Below are 17,566 nucleotides of genomic sequence, written 5' to 3'. Positions count from 1 at the left end.
CATCTATTTAATCAAAATCAATCGTATCTCCCGGCTTAAGTTTTTCAGTACCCGGATTTTTGACGTTAGTCTCTGGCTTACTTTGGTCTACCACTTTAAGTAAACTGAGGTCCTCAATTTTATTACCCAGAGCCTTCCATCCTTTAACATCTACAAATTCATTGAGGGTGAGGATTTCATCTATTTTTTCATTCTTTCGCTTATATGAAAAAAGGACCTCCGGATTTCTGTGCGTACTCACAAAATACAATTTTGAATCCTTGTGGTCTGAAATAAATGAAAACTTCTGTCCATGAGTCGAAGTTTCTATTTTAAATCTTTTTGCCATTGACCATCTTTTTTCTCCATCAAAATAAATGGCCGAAATGATTTTTTCCGGATTGAATTTCTCAATTACCAACAGGTCTTCATATGCATAACGATTGTTCAGATCATATTCAGTAATTTCATAGTTACCTGTTTTGTAAACAGCTAACAAAAGATCTCCTTTATTAAGTCCACCCAAGGATCTTCCCCTACCATCAATATTTAACCTTCCTGTATTTTCGTCATACCAAATGGTTTGCGCAGTCAGTGTTGACTTCCCCTTTTCCTTCAGGCTTACTTTTCTTACAGGGTACTTGGTGACAATATTTCCCTGTGAGCTTCTGCCTTTTATATCTAATTCAGAAAAATTAAAATCAAACTGTTTTATCTTGGCTGAACAACCTGCGGTAAGTTGGATACTAACAATTTCAGCCTCTCCTTCCGGATTTGCTGAAAAATAAAGCGCTTTGGATTTTGGATGCCCTTTGGTAAGATCATATTCTTTATCCCTTGTCACCCCTGTAACATTAAATCTCTTAGCCATCGCCTTACCGGTCTCACCATCTATGTATATCAAATTATAGGTGGTCCGTTCATCTCCCTTTCTCCACACATCCACATGCAGAATATCTTTGCCCACAAATGTTTTTTCAGATATTCTGCTCACTATACATTTGGCGTCGGCTCTAAAAACAATAATGTCATCGATGTCTGAACACTCCTTAACAAAATCATCTTTCTTCAGGCCCCAGCCAATAAATCCTTCTTCCCTGTTTACATAAAGCCTGGCATTATTGGCAACAACCTGTGTTGCCTGAATGGATTCAAATTCCATCAATCTGGTTCTGCGCTCTTTGCCCTTCCCGTATTTACTTAATAGGTTTTCAAAGTAGGCAATGGTGTAATCAGTGAGATGTTCCAAATGATGATTGACCTGTTTAATTTCTGATTCCAGATTTTTAAGATGCTCATCAGTTTGGAATTTATTGTATTTCGAAATTCGCTTAATTCTGATTTCAGTAAGGTGCGTAATATCGTCTAAAGTAATTGAACGGTTAAGTCTGATTCTTTTATCAGCCGTTTTGATATTCATTTCAGGCGTAATCACATATTTTGCTAACCCGACTTCAATATTTTCCACTACCTCCTGCCAGCTTGTACATTCTTCAATATCCCGATATATCCTGTTTTCTATGAATATTTTTTCGAGTGAAGTGAGATGCCATTTTTCGAGCAACTCATTTTTTCTAAATTCCAACTCTTTACCTAAAAGAATCCTGGTATTTTCAGTGGATATTCTTAAAATATCCTGCACACTCAGAAAGACGGGACTGTCCTTTACGATGACACATGCATTTGGAGAAATAGATATTTCACAACTTGTAAATGCGTAAAGAGCATCAATGGTAACCTCAGGAGAAACACCGGGTTGTATTTCAATTCGTATCTCTACATCTTTCGCAGTATTATCAGAGACTTGCTTAATTTTAATCTTTCCTTTTTCAGAAGCCTTAACAATTGATTCAATCAGTGACGTGGTGGTCACTGAAAAAGGCAACTCACGGATCACCAAATATTTCTTGTCTTCTACTTCAATTTTTGCACGGATTTTCACCTTCCCTCCACGGGCCCCTTGCTGATAATCCGAAACATCTATTTGCCCGCCGGTTTCAAAATCAGGATAAATTTTTACCTTATTGCCTTTTAAATATTGGATGGAAGCTTTGATGATTTCAATAAAATTGTGTGGCAGGATTTTAGTTGCCAATCCAACAGCTATACCCTCTACACCCTGTGCCAATAATAATGGAAATTTCATTGGAAGAACTTCAGGCTCTTTATTCCTTCCATCATAAGATAATTGCCACTCAGTCAACTGTGGATTGAAGGCTACCTCCAGGGCAAACTTGGTCAATCTCGCTTCTATATATCTTGGAGCAGCCGCAGAATCTCCTGTTCGGAAATCTCCCCAGTTACCTTGTGTATCAATTAACAGGTCCTTTTGACCTAGATTTACCAAAGCATCCCCTATAGCTGCATCTCCGTGCGGATGATATTGCATGGTATGCCCGATCAGGTTGGCCACCTTGTGATAACGACCATCTTCCTTTTCATACATGCTGTGGAGTATCCTTCGTTGGACCGGTTTTAAACCGTCTTCAATGGCCGGCACTGCCCTTTCAAGAATGACATAGGAGGCATAATCCAAAAAGTAATCCTGGTACATCCCATCAAGGGTTAATATATGATCTCCTTCTTGTAAAGGAACATCCTGATTTTCCATATTCGAGTTTGAGTAGCAGCAAAGTTAGTATATTTTGACATATTATAAATAACATATATATGTCAATTAGTCAGGAATGAGATGATTTGGTTAAATTATTATTAAAGCCATCTGTCAATTTAATCCAATGGAAGATCATCCGGTCAAACTGTCACAACTAAAATTAATGAACATGAAAAACAAGATTTTTTTATCAGCCTTCATAACCTTGACCACCTTCCTAATTTTGAACGCACAACCTGGTCCAGGCAATCACAGACGCCATCATCAAAATCAACAGGAAAGAATTGAACATGGCAGGAGGAACGGAGAGCTCACAAGAAAAGAATATGCACATCTAAAAAATGATCAAAGGAGAATGAAATGGGCCCACCGGCAAGCTTGGCGTGACGGACATCTTTCTAAAAGAGAAAAACGTGAGCTAAGAGCTTTGAGGTGCCAGACAGATCGTCACATCTACAGAGAAAAACACGATCAGGAGAGAAGAAGGAGATGGTAATTGAAAAATTTTTAAAGCCCCTGGGTGTTCACCACTTAGGGGCTTTTCTTTTCTTAAAGAATAAGAAGTTGGAACATCCTGACTAACTTGAATTTTTTAGGGTCTTTCCATGGTCTTTAAGACACGATGCCGGGAACGCATCTCTTGAAAATCTTCTCTTTTAGTGACAGAATTATTCAAGACTCCAGAAATAACACCCTTGCACTTTGGTGAATTACATTGACAAACAAATGACTCCGCCTGCTCATCCAGAAAATTAGAATAATCAAGTGTCAACTCTTCTCCTAGTTGAACTTCCCTGAGTGCAATAACATCCAATCCTTTATACTCTGTGTTCGGATCGCAACTGTGATTTTGTGGAGCCCATTCAGTGGGATCATTGTCCCACAAACAATAAACCTGATTACTCAGTGGATAGGCATATTGTTTGAAAAATCTTTTATCATCAATCGTCCAGTTCTTACCTACATATCGTTTGGTCACTATCCTTTGTGCCCTCTCTTCACCTTTAAAAATGACCTCTCCCTTTTTGAATCCCTGCTTTGCGTAAATGCCAAAACCTGAAATCGCATTGCCATTCATTTCATATTTTTTCATTCTGGATTTATATCTCTTTATTCCTTCCTCCACAATCATCCGCAAAAATCCCTCCTGTCCAACACCATCATATTTCAAGATATAATCTGCAGAACCTTCATAACCTTCGGAATAAAAAACAGAACAAGTAAAATTGATTTCCAGGAAATAAACTTCGTTTGCATCATTCACACGAAAATCCATTCTTGCGTAGCCCACTCCGTTGAATGCTTTAAAAATTCTTTCTGCAGACTCCCTTAAAATTTTATCGAGTTTCTTATCGTCGCATGGCTTGTTTGCTTCAGGATGAAGTTCGGATGTTTTGAGTGAATATGTTTTAAATGCAAAGTTCTCGGGGAAAATGTACTCCACAGGCTTAAAACTTCTACACTTCCTTGGCTTGCTTTCATCAGCTACAACAAGGACTGTAAATTCTCTCCCTGGGATATATTCTTCAATGAGTATATCGTTGTACTCTTTCCTCAAGGATTCGATTTTCAAATAAAGATCATGGGCAGTATCCACTTTTGAGTGATCGTCAATTCCAAGACTGTCTCCAGCCTTTATTGGTTTAACAAACATCGGGAATTTCAAATAATTTGAAATTTTACTTAAATCTGAATCATCGCTCACTTTGTAATATGGAGGTGTCTTCACACCTTCACAATAGGCTACATATTTCATAAGATCCTTAGGCGGGTCATACAATTCTGCATTAGGACCGGTGTATGGGAGATTCAGCATTTCCAAACTGTGAATGACATCTATGGAAGGAATGTCCCATTCAAGATATCCTTCACAAAGATTTACGAATACATCGTAGGATTTTCCGGACAGTTCTTTTAATTGCTTATAAGTGGTAAGCTTATTTAAAAAAACGTGATCTATAGTAGCCTCAGACATCAAACCAGATAAATCCCTTCTGGGGTCATAGTTCTGATAATCCACGGAGGAAGAACCATAGTCAGGTTGTAATACGCAAATTCTCATGATACTTTTCTATTTATGGCATCATCCATAATGTGAGTAATTAATTGGGTAAATGATAATGAACTTAATCTTAATATGGCCCCAATCGAAGTATAATTTTCATCATCGCTCAAACCGCATTGTGCGTTTGCCTCCAGCACAAACATTTTTCCGGTATTTTCATCCATCCGAATGTCAATTCGAGTGTATCCGGTTCCTTTCAAACTGATAAATGTCTCCATGCTTAATTCATTCAGTTTTGGAATGAGCGCCTCTTCCGGTAAAAAATAATTAAACAAAAATTCATTCCCATCTAATTCCTTCTCCTCATCATAAGTCTCCCACAAACGGTCAAATGAAAGTATTTGTTCTGTTTTTGGAATATTCTGACTAAATACTCTTTCTACCGGAGTATAGCATTTAATTTTATCTGGCTGTTGGAAAGACCCCACCAACAAAGTTGTAAATTCTCTTCCTGCAATAAACCTTTCAATAAAAATTCCTCCTGCATCAAGATTCCATCCTCGATAACCCTGCTTCATCGCATGAAAACGTTCTATGCATTCGTCTTCATTAGTTACTACATTTTTAATTCCAAGTCCCATGCTTCCTCCAGAAACTGCAGGCTTTATGATAAGAGGACTTCCAAGACGCTGAAAAATACCATGGATGTTTTCTCCATTCTCCTGAATCACTTCCCACTCAGCATTTGGAACATCATCCTGGTCCAACTGAACTTTCATATCAATTTTGGAAGTGGTGATGTCATAAAAATAAGATTGAGCGCCAGTATAAATAAAATCCAATCGCTCAAGTTCATGAATGACACTTACACCCGGGGTATCATTAATTTCATCGCCATCACATAAATTAATAATCAATGGAATTTTGAGTGTAACAGTTTGCTTAATTGATTTTAATACTTCACTATAATTTTTTAAACTTACTGGTTGCCAGTGCCATTCTACCGCTAACTCTTCAAATACTTTCTTGTATTCCTGAAAACTTTGATCGAAATCATAATAGTAGGCAATATTCTCGTCAACTGCTTCCAATAGAGGAACGAGAATCCACACTGAATAGGACTCATACCTTCCTGTGATCTGATTCACTCCACTTGTTTTTAATATATTGGCTTACCTGATAACGCAGCTTCGATGCGGGATCTAAGCCCGATGCACCTGATATCAATCCCAAACATTGGGCAGACCCACAATTACAAATAAATGGCTGATCCATTTCCCACTCCGTTGAAGGATAAAAAAACTTTAACTCTTCACCGGTCTCAATATTTTTAATTGCCCTAATAACCATTTGATCAACGTCAAAAACAATATTTGGGTCACAACTGTGATTGATATATTGAAGAAACTCCGGTACTAGTGTTATATGATTGTGTGCCCCTATCTGCACAGTTAGATAAGTTGGACTTTCTAAAATCTCCTTTGCTTGAAATGCAATAATGACATCACCATCTAAAAATGATGTTTGGGCAAATAAAGCTTGTATATTTTTATCCTTTGCCTTTTTAAGATTTAATATACCATCTATTTCTTCAATTGTTTCCCAAAGCAGATCAGGACAGTAATATGTTTTTTCCAAACGATTTAAATTTATGTAAAGATGATATTAATTGACTATTTAAAAAATAATTATTCAGTATTTTTCAAAAGCATGCCATACCCCATTCAAGTCTTTAAATCTTGTCAAATTAATCAAGCTATAAAATTCAATTTGACAAAAATTGAAAGTGGGACTTCGTTGAATAAAAAGCAAACCAATTATTTTTGGATTATACTTGAACCCAATGAACAGTATACAATTAGTAGAAATGAAAAAAAGGCAGAATCAACTAATTGATTGCAATAATCCTAAAATTGTTATTAGAGTTCGTAGTGAGAGGCGAAAGAGCAACAAAGGCAAGACTCCTCGAAAGAAATTCGAGAAGAGGCTTGCCTTTAAAGCTATTTTGAGATAATATCAGAAAATAAAAAACCCTATACATTGAGTGCCTTACACTTAATGTATAGGGTTAAATCCTGAATGCTTGAATATATTATTTCAACCCAAGCAGAAATCCTATGGTAAAGTTTGCATCCCAATCAAAAATAAAGGTCTTGCATCCGGTCTCATCAGCCAAAGCTTTATAAATATTTAGGCCTGCTTTCTGTTTTTCTCCATTGGCTGTATAGTCCTGTGGAGCTTTTAAAACCGTATACCTCTCTTTTCCGTTTCTTACTTGTTTTGCCAATTCAAATGGTATCCCGCCAATTATAAAACAATTGGCCTTGTTACTTTCAGGAATTTGGCTTAAAACTTTACGAACATCTTTATAAACCTGATCGTCACTTAATCCTCTTTGAAAATATTTGGATCCATGAGATTCATAGGCATTAATTTTTCCATTTAACTTATAAGACACTTTGGTATTTCCGGAACCAACGTCCACCATAAAGGAATTACTTTCAAATGATGCCGGCAAGACGCAATTCAGGCCATAGGTACCCTCTTGTTGTGGCGTCACCTCATTGACAAAATAGCCCAATTCCTTAAGGCCCTTTGAAATTTTTATGACCTTAGGTTCTGTCTTGGCACCTGAACTTACTACAAAGTGAATGTCCTTACCTCCCACACCAAAATCAAGCATTCCTCTGATGTAATTTTTCAGACCATTGCGTACATCATCATCAGTAGCCATGTTCTCATACACCAGGCTCGATCCAAACTCAGCTTTCTCAAGTTTCCAATTTTTCTCAGCATCTATTCTGACGATGAATGAATTGAAACCGGAGGCTCCCAGCTCAACCACGCCCTTCAGTTTTCCATTCACCGGAACCGGTGCAGAATAATCAAAACTTGATTTTGTGGTTTCGGGAACAGCTTGCTCTGTATTTGCGGGTATTGATTCAGTTGCTTCCTGACCCGAATTAGCAGAAGTGCCCTCCTGAACTTCTGTCTTTGCTCCATACTTTTCTATAAGACCTGGACCAAATTTTCTGTATAACATAAAAATTCCTCCAAGGATAAGCATCACAATAAGGAATCTTGAAAAAGCAGTTAGTTTCATTGTTAGTTTTTTATAATGGTTTAATATTTCTAAACGCTACGAAGGTAGAAAATACTCCATATAAACAAAAATTACTCCAGCTAGTTCCCTTTAATTATTGAATTACAAAAATTTCTGATTGGGACAGCGCTCCATTTTTCACCACAAGCCAATATATACCCTTTGGAAAATTGAAAAGGTCAATTCTGTTCTCTCCTTCCACAAGTTCTCTTGACAGAATCGGGTGGCCCAGGACATCACAAACATCAAGTTTTGTCGGACTAAATTTGTGATTTTTCGATTTTAAGATGAGGTAATTTTTTACAGGATTGGGATAATAGCTGAATAAATCCGCTTGCTGTTGTATATTTTTGGCAGACACAATCTTATAACTGGAAACCAGAGAACGTTCAAACATCCCCCGCCCATGAGTGCCAATTCTCAATTTTTTATTTGCCTTGGAAATACTTAGGTCCATAACAAGGCAGGCTTCCACCAAACCTTCATTGAAACTTTCCCAATTCTTTCCTGAATTTCTACTGAACCACACACCCAAATCAGAGCCTGCATAAATGTGTTCCGGTTGGAACGGATCAATGGTTATACTGTTAAACGGGACATCAGGAAGTCCATTAGTAAGGGGCAACCAATTCAAACCTGCATCTTCAGAAAAAAATACATGCGGTGTACCAAAACCGGAACAAACAGCAAAAACTCTTTGAGGTATATTTGGATCAACAGCAAAATCCATTACGATCCGATTTGGAATTCCGGCTTGTATATTAGTCCAGGTTCTGCCTTTGTCTTTACTTCGAATGCATTGCGCATTTCCCTTTCGAACCACCGCGCCCTGGATTCCTTGTTTGAAAGGAGTGGTCGATGCATATAAATAATTACAATCAGACGGTGCAAAACTCAAGGCATTACAAATTCTTCCGGAATCAATCAGTGAACCTTGTATTGGTTTAGTCCAGGAGGCGCCACCATTTTCAGTGAGATAAAAAGTATCTCCGGAGGTAGCAAGTATGTTCTCTTCCGCTTCGCATAAACAAATTGGTGCAATAAAATTTGCAGTGTTCGCACCCTGTTGTGGGAAAATATACTGAAATGTCTTCGCTCTATCGATCGATCTAAATGCAGCAAGCCAATAAATACTCCCGTAGACTTTTTGATCATTCGTAGGATCAATACAGGTGAATCCCCCATCTCCGCCGATCACCCTTCTCCATTCAGGTTTACCTTCATAAACTGCTGTTGCATTGTCCTGAAGGCCTCCAATGAAAAAATTGGAATCTTGTGAAGAATTAGAACATGATTGATAAAATTGTATCGTCTGTAACAACCCATTGCAACCTTCAAAACTTACACCATTATTTAATGTCCTGAAAACACCCCCATCCGTTGCCAGATACACTACATCAGGATTGTCAGGATGTCGGATGATGTCATGAATATCTGCATGGACATAACTCGAATCTCCTTCCGGCCCGCCAATTTTAATATTATCATAAAACCAGGCATTCCATTGACTGCGCCTTTCAAGGGAGGAAGAAGCGCGATTGAACTTAAAAACTTCCACACCTCCACATAAAATATCATAAGGATTACCTGGGTGTACACTGATGTCGTGGGCAATCCAATAATAAGTATAGCGCAAGGCAGCACCAAGACTTTGCCATTGATCTCCAAAATTATTGCTCTCCTGAATTTCAGATGCATTGCCAACCGGAGATCCCACACTGGCTAAAATTCTGTTTGAATTAGAAGGATCTTTAGTCAACATCACTTTACCATTAAATGCAGGAAATCCAATTCCACTTTTAGTCCAACTCACTCCTCCATCCAAGGATTTATAAATTCCACCATCACTGGATAATAGATTACCTGCCGCAGCAACCATGATATCGGGGTTGTCATTTTTTTGGATTAAATCCGTAACGTTTATTACTTTAAGTGATTGTTTCCAAGTGTGTCCATTGTCCTCGCTTATAAAAATACCTTCAGAAGTTCCAGCTATGATCCTTTTTGTGTTCTTGTAATCTATAATAATTTTATTCACGCCCCTCAGATCTTCCCTGGACCAATCCAAGGAAGGCTTCCAGGACGTTCCGCCATCAGTTGATTTTAAGATGCCCATTCCATAACTTCCTCGCGTCCGCCAAACACTGTGTCCTGTTCCAACATTGCCATAATTATATACTTCTCCTGTACCTATATAAAGTGTATTACTGTCAGTTGGATGAATTGCCATACAGGAAACTGATAAAACAGGATATCCGGTAGAAACATGATGCCATGCTTTTGGACCGACTCCGGCTGTATATGATCTCCATAATCCTGCACCGGCAGTACCTACAAAAAGGGTGTTTGGGTTTTCATTGTTGAATTGGATTTCAAGACACCTTCCTGCATAATTCAAAGGCCCCATTGCCGCCCAGGAATCAATGGGTGTGGTGCGGTTTGTAATCTTGTTGCGAATATATTTTTCATATTCATTGGTGAATTGATCCATATTAATTGACTGTTCAGGGTAAGACCTTGAATAATAAAAATAATCCAAAGCATTACCTGCTTCAACTTTAACAGTCTTAGTTTGAGCAGGAGGAGTATAGTTACACGCAAAATAAATACACGGGTATAATATTAAGAGCCATTTCATAAGGTAAAAATAAACAATTAATGCTGCGATGGTAAATTAAATTGGGTTGGTGCCAATGGGAATAATTCATCGGCAAAAAAAAATTAAACAGGACAATACTCATAAAATTCATTTTTAAAAATAATGATAAAAATAAATTCAAAGCAGCTAATTTAATTGAGTTATTGATCTCCAACTTTAAATCGGTAATTTCTATGTACCCCATTCCCAATTTGAACAATTCTTACTCAGAATAAAAATGAATGCCCTTAAACAAATCAACAATTGATTAGCTAAAAAATCAAAAGTAAAATGGGTGCAAAAAAATGGAAATATTTATTTTTAATAAAAGAAGAGTATTAACCCTTATTAATTCTAAGGTAATCACCAGTAATTTTACGAGTGTCAATCACTAAAGCGGCCTCAGAATCAATCCATAATTTAAGTAGAATCCCTTTATTACTAGATCCGGCTTGTAATTTTAACAACAAATTATTATTGCTTAAATTTAGAATGATTGTATCTTTTTTAAAAAAATATTTATCTTCCAAGTGATGATTCAACTTAAGCACAACTGTTGTGGTTTCAATAATTTCTGTACCTTCCTTATGATACATAATTGCTGGACAATATAAAAGATTCTTATTGCTAGTAAAATTATTATCATGGTGGGACTTGGCAGAAAAATTAGTCGCTAATGTAGAGATATTTTCAGATTCTAAATAAGGTCTTAAAACATCTTTCTCATTTTTGTATTCCTTATCATAAGGTAAACTATAAGTTGTTTTATTATCAAATGCTATCTGATCATTATCCTCTAAAACAAAATCAACGCTTTTTATTGATCCTGAATCAAGAGGTAATATATTTTTGTTAGACTGTGAAATATTGGCATTATTTAGATATAAATTCCTATTCATTGAGGAATGACCATTTTGCTGATTTTCTTTGGTCAAGTCCTCCTGAGAAATTAGAATGGAATGATCTAATGCAGGAACCTCCTGTTGCGTTGCAATCCCAGTAAGATAAACAATCACTGCTACTGAAGCGGCTGCAATTCCTCCCAATGGTAACCACATTTTCTGAATCCAAAGTTTCCTTTTCACTTCTGAACTAAGACGAGACAGCCTTTTATACTTTTTTAGTCTTTCCTTATGTGCTATTGCAACTGTTAGTTTTTCTTCAAATAATTTCTCATCTATCATAATAACAAATTGACTATCTAATCTAAACTCAACTATATGGACTTACCATTCTAAACTTAATAACTAAATTTCAATTTTGTCGCTAGGCCAGAGGAAGTTTTGTAATTAAATACTTTTTTACTTTTTGTAGGCATTTGTATCTTCTTTTACGAACATTTTCTACACTAATAGTTTCCAATAATTTAGAAATGTCTTCATCATTAAAATGGTCATAATATTTGAATTTTATTAATTTGTAACAGTCTGGATCCAAATCATTTAAGATCTTCAATAGTACTTCCACCAATTCATCAAGATACAATGTATCAGTTTGATCCTCTGAAAAATGGACAAAATATTCTTCATTCGTTGGTTTGCTTTTTTTTCGACTTTTTAACTCGCCAAGCCATTGGTGTTGTGCAATGCTGAAGAGGTATGTACTTATCTTTACATCTTCTCTAAATAAATATTTACCCGATCTAATATTTTCATAAAGGATGATAAGTACTCTTTGTTCAATATCTTGAGAATCTTGAAGATCCCCACCATTATTCAAAACATACTCCTTGAGTTTGGAAGTATGCCCTTCCATTAATGCTTTATATGCCCAATCATAATCGTGTAATAACCCATTGTATATTTCTTTATCTGAATATGAGCTGAATAGGTGTGCCATGTGTTTAGGGCGAATTTCGAATAATATTGAACAAAAATAATTATAAAAGTTGTACTACAAAATAATCTGATTTTTTGAATACCCTGATTTATATATGCCAAACAACTAAACTCTTTAGAAATATCCCTTCAACTAAAAATTTGGCAAATACTTTGAAAATTTCGTAAAAAATCTGATATTACGGCGACAAACACCTCAAATTACATATACAGGTTACATAATTCAAACAAAACTACTTCAAATGAGAAAGTGCAAAAATTGCAGTTATAAGTTAATGCCTCAAGATCCAGACCAATGCCCCCAATGTGGATCAACTGAAATATCCAATGACCTTACTCCAATATCCCCTACACTTGCCGGACTTAAAACTTTAGATGAAGAAATGCACACATCTAAAGGTAAAGTACAAGACCTTGATAGTGAGATTAAACAAACAGAAATTGGTAAGCAGAGTTACTCAACAAAAGAAACTTTTCCGGATCAATCAAATTGTCCTTCCTGTGGATATCTTTTAAGTAGGTTGTCCAAAAGATGTCCAAACTGTAACAAATCTATTATAGATCCTACTCCTACTTTGGTAGATTTATCGCAAAATAAAACGCAATCCCTGTCTGAAATCATTAGATCTGGTGCAAATAATGAAAAGGTTCAATTAGAGTTGTCTCCATTGGATCCTGATGATCAGCCCATCAAATTGAAAATAATAGAAGGAGGCCAGAAAGTATTGGGTAGGGCAGAAATAGACCCGGCTGATGAATCAATCAGCCAGCATAATCATGTTAGATTTTCCTATGATGGACAAAATTGGAAATTAGAGAACCTTTCCTCTAACAAGGCCGTCTTCAAAATGGTAACCGGTTTAGAAGAATTAAAGGAAGGGGACATCCTAATTCTTGGCCGGAATAAATACTATAAAGTTCAAATTAGGAAGTAATTTAAGCCATGACACAATATACAGAGAGCCAGTCCTACAGTCGCGACTTTCCTGGAAGAATTAGATTTTTAGAAGGAGATGTACTTTCCTTGAAAGATGGCAAAACTTTTAAGGTAGACTCGGAAATTGGAGAAGGGGGCTTTGGAACTGTATATAAGGTGGTTAATATGGTGGATCAAAAGCCCTTCGCACTTAAACTTCTTGAATTCTTCAAAATGAAACCTTCCGAGACACAGCAAATTCTCAGCAGATTTCATGAAGGTTACAAAGCCGGGCTAATCCCTTCAGAAAATTTGGTCCACAATCTTGGATCTGGTTTTTTTGACAATAACCCTTATGTATTGATGGATTATTGCCCGAATGGAAATCTTGCTAAAAATAAAACAAATTACCGAACTGAATCTCAAGTACTCAACTTAGCGTCTGACCTTTGTATGGGACTTAGAGATCTTCATCAAAATGGTTATGTGCATAGGGACTTTAAGCCTGAAAACGTACTTTTTGACAGCTCTATGACTGCCAAACTTTGCGATTTTGATATTTCAGGAAGGTATGGATTACACGATAAAAGAGTGACTGTCGTCAATCGCTCGGGTGAGGTATTAGAAGTATGGGGAACACTTGCGTATTCTGCTCCTGAACAAATGGATCACAAAGAGGCATACCGATATTTAGGTCCTCAAATGGATATCTTTTCACTAGGTGTTACTTTATATGAGCTTTTGACGAATGGTAACCTACCTTTTGGCACGGCGCAAGAGATCAAAGAGACTCCTTTGAAATACACAAAAAGAGTTAAAACAAAAAATTTCAAACCAATCACTGATTGGAGGAAGGATTTGACTCCCAAATGGGTAAGGTTTTTTGAACAATGTCTAGAACCTAATCCGACTAAGAGACCTAAAGACATTTCCCATATCATGGAAATGTTAGGTATTTATGAACCATCAAAACACATGGCAAGCCGCACATCCATGTGTAAAAATACCCTAGTCGTTCGGGCAGGTGATGATATAGGTAAAAAAATTGATTTAAAAATCTTGTTTGAAAAGGCTGGCAAAGATATCCTAAAATTTGGGCGAATGGATGAAGATAACCCAAATGATATTTCCTTGCAGGAGTCCATGACCAGTTATGTTTCAAGAAAACACGGAACCCTTGAAAAAAATAACGATACCATCCAAATACGTGATGGGCAATGGTCACAGGATTCAAATCCCCCTTCCTGGAATTATTCTTTGAACGGCATTTTTGTCAATGGTGAGCTTTTAGATAAAAACAGTAGTCATGTTCTCACACCTGGGGATGTGATTACTGTAGGTGAAGTCATACTTCAATATTTATAACTCATGGAAGCAATAATAGAAGGAGTTAAAATAGAGGATTACCATCTGGTCAAAAAAATTGGTACAGGAGGTTTCAGTGAAGTCTGGGAAGTCGTGAAGGATGATGGAAGATCTTTTGCATTAAAAATTATGGATATTTTGAGCCCTCATGCAATTGGAAACGAAGAAATTTTAGATTCTGAATACCATAAAAGTAAGGATCTTATCCATCCCAACCTTCTTTTGCCAAGGTCCTTCGGGACTTACAAAAATCAATACAAATATTTGGTTTTACCACTATGCACAGGGTCCCTAATGGATGATTTAGAAAAAAGGAAAAAGGAATTCTCATTTTCAGTCGAAAAAGGGATCCCTCTGTTTAGTGAGAAAGAATTAGCCAAAATCATGCATGACGTTTCGGATGCATTAGCCTACCTAAAAAAAAATGGAATTGTACACAAGGACATAAAACCGGATAATGTAATGCTTTATCCAAAAGGAACCGAAATGGAATACCTGCTTGCAGATTTCGGCATCAGCGAAAGACATCCAGTGTCTAAGTTGTCCAGGCAAACGGTGCTCCTTGATTCAAGGAACAAGGGATTGTCCAAAGCCTATGCATCCCCTGAATTTTTCAAAAACCAAATTCACATTAACAGCGATGTATTCTCTCTTGGAATTATGTTATATGAATTAGTTAGTGGAGAAACCCCTTCGGTGGATAATACCTACTTCATTGGTGAAAACTTAATCGCAAAATCACCGGTAATTAAACTTCCTGCCAACATAATCTTAGCAGGCATTCTGAAAAACATTATTTCTGATTGCCTTCGATACAACCCTGAAGAGAGACCTTCATCTGAACAACTTGCTGAATGGGCAGATTTTTATATTTCTAATGAAAGGTGGAAGCCTTATCAACTTACAAAAAAAATAATCATAATCCCTTCAAAGAAAAAGATCAATATTTTAATTGCAATTCCTACATTAATGTTAATCGGCTTTATTTTGATGGATTTCTTTAAGTATGAAAAAAAAATGATGGAATCAATAAATTTTCAAAAAAGTGGAGATCTTAAAATGGCAATTAACAGTTGGGGTGAAACTAAAACCTGGTTATTCCCATTAACAGGAACTAAAAATCGTTCCATTTATTTAAATCAAATAAAGAATACTTACCTATCGATAGCACCGTATTTCTCAAATATAACAATTGCTAAAACCAATGATAATCTTTTTACCATTATTGATTTGGATGGTAAAGAGTTGATAGCTAAACCTGTGTTGGAAATTTACGACCTCTATAATGGATACTTACTTCTCCTCTTAAATAAAGGAGATAACAATTGCCTGAAGTGTCGCCTGGTGAATTTTCACAGTGATAAAGTCTTAGCAGGGTCGGAACATGATATAAAAAACCTAACGACAAAAGATTTTCAATGTCGGGCAGTATTGAGAAACTTAGACGGTGAAATTGTATTTATTGATTGCATTGGAAATTATTTAAAATTAAAAAACATTTAAAACAAACATAATGGCAAGACCTACACAAAAACAGGAATTTGGCTTAGGAAGTACCATCAGGCAAGGCATTCAGATGCTTTCTGGAAAAAATGTGGACAACTACACTTTAGTTTTTATTGATCCAACCATGGACCAACCCCGTAATGGAGAGCAGACAATGTGGAAACCCTTTGTTACTATTGGACGTGGCAAAAAATGCACCATCCGTTACACAGACGATTACCCTACGGTTTCAAGACAACATGCTTACATTAAGTCTGAAAAAGGAAGGTTTTTCATAGAAGCGGAACCCAATGCCACAAATCCTACATTGATCAACAACCAACCGGTGCAAAATAACCAGGAATTACATGCAGGTGATGAAATCAGACTCTCCTATGAAGGGCCTCGACTAAGATTTCTTCACACCCCGGCCAACAAGACCACTGCAAGCATGAAATTCACCAGTCGGCTAAAAGAGTTTGGCAGTCAAGCCTTAAGACCTTACAAGCAGGCGATTGGAGTATTGTCATTTTTTTTGATTGTACTTATTGGATTCATTTTGTGGTATTATGCAGAAAGCAGTACCAAAATAAGAGGTAACGAAATTAAAATAGCACAACAAGATACTTTGATAAATATAAATCAAAGTATGATTTCATTACTTGAAGATGAAAGGAAAAAACTTCAAGATTCGCTTTCTCGTGTTCAAAATGAGAAAACAAGAATCAAAATTGGTTCTAGAATTAGTGAAATAAATGATCGTCTTGAAATAATAGGTGTAATTCCTCCAAAACCATCTGAAAAGAGCATTATGGATATGGACAAAAGTAGTTTGAGGGACTTAAAAAAAGACATTTATTTTATTCTAATCCAAAGTGTTCAAGTTTATCATCCGGACCATAACAATTCGCTAGGTCCATTTGATTTGAAAAAAGAATTAAGCTATGCGTGGTCCGGAACTGGGTTTCTCCTCAATGATGGCACATTTGTCACAGCAAGACATGTTATTCAACCTTGGAGATTTAATGTAAAATGTGGCGAAGAAAATTCAGGGGAATTGGAGGGTATGGTCAAGAACTTTTTGAACAACGCAGAAATCAAAGGAGGTTCTGTTGAGGTAGTTTACAAGGCTGTATCACCGGCAGGTGATCAATTCACTTTCACTAACAAGGACGTTCAATTTGACCAATCTAAAGACGCATTATTATGCGATGTGCAAGCCAGTCCTGATTATAGATTGAAAAGATGCAATATCAATCATTTATATACCGACTGGGCCAAAGTAATCATGGGAAACAGGAAAGGTAGTTTGCAAATCAATAGAGATATTTCACGCAGATTGGCTCAAGGTACTGAATTGATTGGTTTTGGATATTCTTATGGTCAACTTATGCAATCCTTTGATTTTAATAAAATAGAACCAATACAAATTAAGGCAGAAGTCGTGCAAGATCGAATTGTAAATGGGATGATTAACATTTCAGCCAATTCACTTGATCAAGGAAGTTCTGGCGGTCCAATGATGATCAGAACAGCTAATGGCGGATTTGAAGTCATTGGTATTATTAGTCACGGATTTTCAAAGGTTCAACAATTGGTCCCTGTTTGGGAAATAAGGTAGCA

Annotated in this window: 13 protein-coding genes; 5 read left to right on the top strand and 8 right to left on the bottom strand. The window is 36.5% G+C overall.

Annotation, left to right across the window (positions count from 1 at the left end):
- Nucleotides 1-7: 7 nt before the first annotated feature.
- Nucleotides 8-2,590 carry a DNA gyrase/topoisomerase IV subunit A gene (locus IPJ53_03540; GenBank protein ID MBK7798162.1) on the bottom strand — a complete coding sequence of 861 codons (2,583 nt, stop codon included), beginning with the start codon at nucleotides 2,588-2,590 and terminating at the stop codon, nucleotides 8-10.
- Between the two features lie 172 nt (nucleotides 2,591-2,762).
- On the opposite strand from IPJ53_03540, the gene IPJ53_03535 reads away from it, so the two are divergent.
- Nucleotides 2,763-3,089 (top strand): hypothetical protein, encoded by a 327-nt coding sequence (locus tag IPJ53_03535; GenBank protein ID MBK7798161.1) that lies wholly within the window; start codon nucleotides 2,763-2,765, stop codon nucleotides 3,087-3,089.
- A 96-nt stretch (nucleotides 3,090-3,185) separates the two neighbouring features.
- Here the strand turns inward: IPJ53_03535 and IPJ53_03530 are convergent, their stop codons facing one another.
- The 7 genes from IPJ53_03530 to IPJ53_03500 form a co-directional block, all read right to left on the bottom strand.
- A complete protein-coding gene (locus IPJ53_03530) occupies nucleotides 3,186-4,655 on the bottom strand; it encodes an SET domain-containing protein-lysine N-methyltransferase (GenBank protein MBK7798160.1) in 1,470 nt (489 codons plus the stop codon).
- Nucleotides 4,652-5,746, bottom strand: coding sequence for a hypothetical protein (locus IPJ53_03525; GenBank protein MBK7798159.1), 1,095 nt, complete (start codon nucleotides 5,744-5,746; stop codon nucleotides 4,652-4,654). Before IPJ53_03525 ends, IPJ53_03530 begins: the two co-directional genes overlap by 4 nt.
- Nucleotides 5,721-6,236, bottom strand: a complete 516-nt coding sequence (locus IPJ53_03520; GenBank protein MBK7798158.1) for an SET domain-containing protein — start codon at nucleotides 6,234-6,236, stop codon at nucleotides 5,721-5,723. Before IPJ53_03520 ends, IPJ53_03525 begins: the two co-directional genes overlap by 26 nt.
- Before the next feature lie 454 nt (nucleotides 6,237-6,690).
- Entirely contained in the window at nucleotides 6,691-7,701 is a 1,011-nt protein-coding gene (locus IPJ53_03515; protein ID MBK7798157.1) for a hypothetical protein, read from the bottom strand.
- Nucleotides 7,702-7,795: 94 nt separating this feature from the next.
- Entirely contained in the window at nucleotides 7,796-10,339 is a 2,544-nt protein-coding gene (locus IPJ53_03510; GenBank protein MBK7798156.1) for a T9SS type A sorting domain-containing protein, read from the bottom strand.
- Nucleotides 10,340-10,677: 338 nt separating this feature from the next.
- Nucleotides 10,678-11,523 (bottom strand): hypothetical protein, encoded by an 846-nt coding sequence (locus tag IPJ53_03505; GenBank protein MBK7798155.1) that lies wholly within the window; start codon nucleotides 11,521-11,523, stop codon nucleotides 10,678-10,680.
- An 82-nt stretch (nucleotides 11,524-11,605) separates the two neighbouring features.
- Nucleotides 11,606-12,178, bottom strand: a complete 573-nt coding sequence (locus IPJ53_03500) for an RNA polymerase sigma factor (GenBank protein ID MBK7798154.1) — start codon at nucleotides 12,176-12,178, stop codon at nucleotides 11,606-11,608.
- Nucleotides 12,179-12,419: 241 nt separating this feature from the next.
- Here IPJ53_03500 and IPJ53_03495 point away from each other — a divergent pair, with 241 nt between their 5' ends.
- The 4 genes from IPJ53_03495 to IPJ53_03480 are packed head-to-tail and all read left to right on the top strand — an operon-like array spanning nucleotide 12,420 to nucleotide 17,564.
- Nucleotides 12,420-13,112, top strand: a complete 693-nt coding sequence (locus IPJ53_03495; protein ID MBK7798153.1) for a hypothetical protein — start codon at nucleotides 12,420-12,422, stop codon at nucleotides 13,110-13,112.
- An 8-nt stretch (nucleotides 13,113-13,120) separates the two neighbouring features.
- Nucleotides 13,121-14,458: a protein kinase gene (locus tag IPJ53_03490; protein MBK7798152.1), complete on the top strand. Its 1,338-nt coding sequence runs from the start codon at nucleotides 13,121-13,123 to the stop codon at nucleotides 14,456-14,458.
- A gap of 3 nt (nucleotides 14,459-14,461) precedes the next feature.
- On the top strand, nucleotides 14,462-15,961 hold the full coding sequence (locus tag IPJ53_03485; GenBank protein ID MBK7798151.1) for a serine/threonine protein kinase: 1,500 nt from the start codon (nucleotides 14,462-14,464) through the stop codon (nucleotides 15,959-15,961).
- Nucleotides 15,962-15,971: 10 nt separating this feature from the next.
- Complete coding sequence (locus tag IPJ53_03480) at nucleotides 15,972-17,564, top strand: FHA domain-containing protein (GenBank protein ID MBK7798150.1); 1,593 nt, start codon at nucleotides 15,972-15,974, stop codon at nucleotides 17,562-17,564.
- The last annotated feature ends 2 nt before the right edge of the window (nucleotides 17,565-17,566 follow it).

The organism is Candidatus Vicinibacter affinis (assembly GCA_016714365.1).
Classification (GTDB): domain Bacteria; phylum Bacteroidota; class Bacteroidia; order Chitinophagales; family Saprospiraceae; genus Vicinibacter; species Vicinibacter affinis.
Note: the sequence above shows the minus strand (reverse complement) of the source record. Positions and strands in the feature narration are given on the sequence as shown.

Coding starts and splice junctions, on each gene's coding strand:
- IPJ53_03495 (MBK7798153.1), top strand. CDS start 12,420: ATGAGAAAGTGCAAAAATTGCAGTTATAAGTTAATGCCTCAAGATCCA.
- IPJ53_03480 (MBK7798150.1), top strand. CDS start 15,972: ATGGCAAGACCTACACAAAAACAGGAATTTGGCTTAGGAAGTACCATC.
- IPJ53_03485 (MBK7798151.1), top strand. CDS start 14,462: ATGGAAGCAATAATAGAAGGAGTTAAAATAGAGGATTACCATCTGGTC.
- IPJ53_03540 (MBK7798162.1), bottom strand. CDS start 2,590: ATGGAAAATCAGGATGTTCCTTTACAAGAAGGAGATCATATATTAACC.
- IPJ53_03515 (MBK7798157.1), bottom strand. CDS start 7,701: ATGAAACTAACTGCTTTTTCAAGATTCCTTATTGTGATGCTTATCCTT.
- IPJ53_03490 (MBK7798152.1), top strand. CDS start 13,121: ATGACACAATATACAGAGAGCCAGTCCTACAGTCGCGACTTTCCTGGA.
- IPJ53_03530 (MBK7798160.1), bottom strand. CDS start 4,655: ATGAGAATTTGCGTATTACAACCTGACTATGGTTCTTCCTCCGTGGAT.
- IPJ53_03505 (MBK7798155.1), bottom strand. CDS start 11,523: ATGATAGATGAGAAATTATTTGAAGAAAAACTAACAGTTGCAATAGCA.
- IPJ53_03510 (MBK7798156.1), bottom strand. CDS start 10,339: ATGAAATGGCTCTTAATATTATACCCGTGTATTTATTTTGCGTGTAAC.
- IPJ53_03535 (MBK7798161.1), top strand. CDS start 2,763: ATGAAAAACAAGATTTTTTTATCAGCCTTCATAACCTTGACCACCTTC.
- IPJ53_03500 (MBK7798154.1), bottom strand. CDS start 12,178: ATGGCACACCTATTCAGCTCATATTCAGATAAAGAAATATACAATGGG.